Source organism: Brevundimonas sp., from assembly GCF_031082345.1.
Classification (GTDB): Bacteria; Pseudomonadota; Alphaproteobacteria; order Caulobacterales; family Caulobacteraceae; genus Brevundimonas.
The window spans coordinates 1-3,288 of the sequence record NZ_JAVHLH010000292.1; the positions used below are offsets into that span (position 1 = coordinate 1).

At 70.4% G+C, this 3,288-nt stretch carries 2 protein-coding genes; one reads left to right on the forward strand and one right to left on the reverse strand.

Going from position 1 to position 3,288, the window contains the following annotated elements; genetic code table 11:
- On the reverse strand, positions 1–1,463 hold a 1,463-nt coding region (gene hrpB / locus RDU12_RS14210; protein WP_308685278.1), incomplete at its 3' end, for an ATP-dependent helicase HrpB.
- Positions 1,464–1,615: 152 nt separating this feature from the next.
- Between hrpB and RDU12_RS14215 the strand changes: the two genes are divergently transcribed.
- A complete protein-coding gene (locus tag RDU12_RS14215) occupies positions 1,616–3,274 on the forward strand; it encodes an amino acid permease (RefSeq protein ID WP_300290383.1) in 1,659 nt (552 codons plus the stop codon).
- Positions 3,275–3,288 lie beyond the last annotated feature (14 nt).

Below are 3,288 nucleotides of genomic sequence, written 5' to 3' on the forward strand. Positions count from 1 at the left end.
CCGCCCCCGGCGGCGCGGGCCCAGCGGTCGGTCAGTTTGAGGGCGTCGCGGGCGCGCTGGGTGCGGTCGTGTTCGAGGCCACGCAGGCGCTCACGCAGGTCGGGATCGTTTCCGCCGAGCCCCGGCTCGGAGAGGACGGCCGCGATCCGGGCGCCGAGCCGGGCGTCGCCGGCGTCGGCGGCCACGGCGATCATGTGCGCCAGCCGGGGCGGCAGGGGGATGCGGGTCAGGCGGCGGCCGTGGCCGGTGAGGCCGCCGGTCTCGTCGAGGGCGTCGAGGCGCTGGAGCACCTTGCGGGCCTCGGCGAAGGCGCCGGCGGGGGGCTGGTCCAGCAGGGCGAGGCCGTCGGTCGACCGGGAGCCCCAGCGGGCGAGGTCGAGGGCGAAGGCGGTCAGGTCGGCCTCGAGGATTTCAGGGCGCTGGTGCGGGATCAGGCCGCGGGTCTGTTCCTCGTCCCACAGCCGGTAGCAGACGCCCGGCTCCGTGCGCCCGGCCCGGCCCCGCCGCTGTTCGGCGGAGGAGCGGCTGACGCGGACGGTGGCGAGCCGGGTCAGGCCGCTGGACGGCTCGAAGCGGGGCACGCGCGACAGGCCGCCGTCGATCACCACCCGCACGCCCTCGATGGTCAGGCTGGTCTCGGCGACCGAGGTGGCCAGCACCACCTTGCGACGGCCCGGGGCGGCCGGCTCGATGGCGCGGTCCTGCACGGCCTTGTCGAGGGCGCCATACAGCGGGACGACGTCGACGGCGGGGTCGCGCAGGCGTTCGGAGAGGCGCTGGGCCACGCGGTGGATCTCGCCCTGCCCCGGCAGGAAGGCCAGCACCGAGCCGGTCTCCTCGCCCAGCGCCTGCAGGACGGCGCGGACCATGGCGTCCTCGAAGCGTTCGGCGGGGTTGCGGCCGAGATGGCGGGTCTCGACCGGGAACATCCGCCCCTCGGCCTCGATCACCGGGGCGTCGTGCAGCAGCCGGGCCACGCCGGCGATGTCGAGGGTGGCCGACATGACCACGATCCGCAGGTCGTCACGCAGCAGTCCCTGGGCCTCGCGGGCCAGGGCCAGGCCGAGGTCGGCGTCGAGGCTGCGCTCGTGGAACTCGTCGAACAGCACGGCGCCGACGCCCTCGAGGCCCGGGTCGTCGAGAATCATCCGGGTGAACACGCCCTCGGTGATCACCTCGATCCGGGTCGTCGGGCCGATGCGGCTCTGCAGCCGGGTGCGGTAGCCGACGGTCTCGCCGGTCTGCTCCCCCAGGGTCACGGCCATCCGTTCGGCCGCCGCGCGGGCCGCCAGCCGCCGGGGCTCGAGCACGAGGATCCTGCCGCCCGCAAGCCACGGCTGATCCAGCAACGCCAGCGGCACGACCGTGGTCTTGCCCGCCCCGGGCGGCGCCGCCAGCACGACCGCGGTCGCCCCGGCCAGGGCGGCTTTCAGCGGTTCGAGGACGGCGTGGATGGGGAGCATCAGGCGCGGTCTAGCGGTCGCGGGCGCCACGCGGAAGGCGATGGGGGCGGCGGACCTGAATTTGCTGCGTTGACAGACCATTGGGCGCGGCTACCGTCCGCCCGTCGTGGTCGGCTACTCAAGGGAGGGGCGCACGGTTGGACAAGACAACAATGGCCGTGACAGGTCGACCGCCGGGGAACCGGCTATTTCTGAGAAAATCCGTAGCCCAGATCCAGAAGGAAGCGGCCAAGAGCGAGCTGAAACGCACGCTCGGTCCGATCAATCTGATGAGTCTCGGCATCGGCGCCATCATCGGCGCCGGCATCTTCGTCCTGACAGGCCAGGTGGCCGCCGCCAACGCGGGCCCGGCCATCATGCTGAGCTTCGTGGTCGCGGGCATCGCCTGCGGACTCGCCGGGCTCTGCTACGCCGAGCTCGCCTCGACCATGCCGGTGTCCGGCTCGGCCTACACCTATGCCTATGGCACCCTGGGCGAGGTCTTCGCCTGGATCATGGGCTGGCTGCTGGTGCTCGAGTACGGCGTCGCGGCCTCGACCGTCGCGGTCGGCTGGTCCGGCTATGTCGTGTCGATCCTGTCCGATTTCGGCATAAGCCAGCAGATATTCCCGGCCATCCAGTACGCCGGCGGCGAAGGGCCCCAATGGGCCACCCCGCTGGTGCAACTGGTGCAGGATGCCGGGGCGACGGCCTTCCCGCTCACCGGCACCTTCAACCTGGTCGCCGCTGTCGGCATCGCCGCGGTCTGCAGCCTGCTGGTCCTCGGCGTTTCGGAATCGGCGAACATCAACAACATCATCGTCGTCATCAAGATCGTCGTCCTGCTGACCTTCATCGCCGTGGGCATCCAGTATATCGATCCCTCCAACTGGGTTCCGTTCATCCCCGAGGCGACCGGCCAGCCCGGTCAGTTCGGGGTCGGCGGCATCTTCCGCGGGGCGGCCATCATCTTCTTCGCCTACGTCGGATTCGAAGCGGTCTCGACCGCCGCGGCCGAGGCCAAGAACCCGTCGAGGGACGTTCCGATCGGCATCCTGGGCGCACTGGTCGTCTGCACGATCATCTATATGGCCGTCGCCGCCGTCATGACCGGCGTGGTCCCCTATCTCCAGCTGGCAAGCCCGGCGCCGGTGGCCGTCGCCATCGACCGCATGGGTCTGGAATGGGCCGACCTGCCGTTGGCCGCCGCACCTGGCGGCGAGCTGAACATGATCAGCTTCCTCATCAAGGTCGGCGCCGTCACCGGCCTGTCCTCGGTCATGCTGGTGCTGTGCTACGGCCAGACGCGCATCTTCTACACCATGGCTCGTGACGGCCTGCTGCCGAAGGCCTTCGCCGTCGTGCACCCGAAGTTCCGCACCCCCTGGATCGGCACCATCGTGCTGGGCGTCCTGATCGCCATCGCGGCGGCGTTCCTGCCCATCTCCATCCTCGGCGACCTGGTGTCGCTGGGCACGGCGACGGCCTTCGCCATCGTCTGCCTGAGCGTCATCTTCCTGCGGGTCAAACACCCCGAAATGGAGCGGCCGTTCAAGGTCCCGGGCGGCATTTTCACCGCCGTCCTGGGCATCCTGGCCTGCCTGTTCCTGGCCAGCCAGAACCTGATCCCGATGTTCCAGCATGCGGCGGAAGACAATCCGCTGCCGCTGATGCTGCTCGGCGGCTACGCCGCGGTCGGCGCGGTCATCTACGCCGCCTACGGCTTCTGGAACTCCAAGCTGGCCAAGGGCATCGACATCACCGAGGACACCAAACTGTCCAGCCCGGCCGCAGCCCTGGGCGGGGATGTCGACAACATCAAGGAAGACTGAGACCTTCCCCTGTC

Excerpts from the sequence above, each read along its gene's own strand:
- RDU12_RS14215 (WP_300290383.1), top strand. The coding sequence starts at position 1,616 with ATGGCCGTGACAGGTCGACCGCCGGGGAACCGGCTATTTCTGAGAAAA.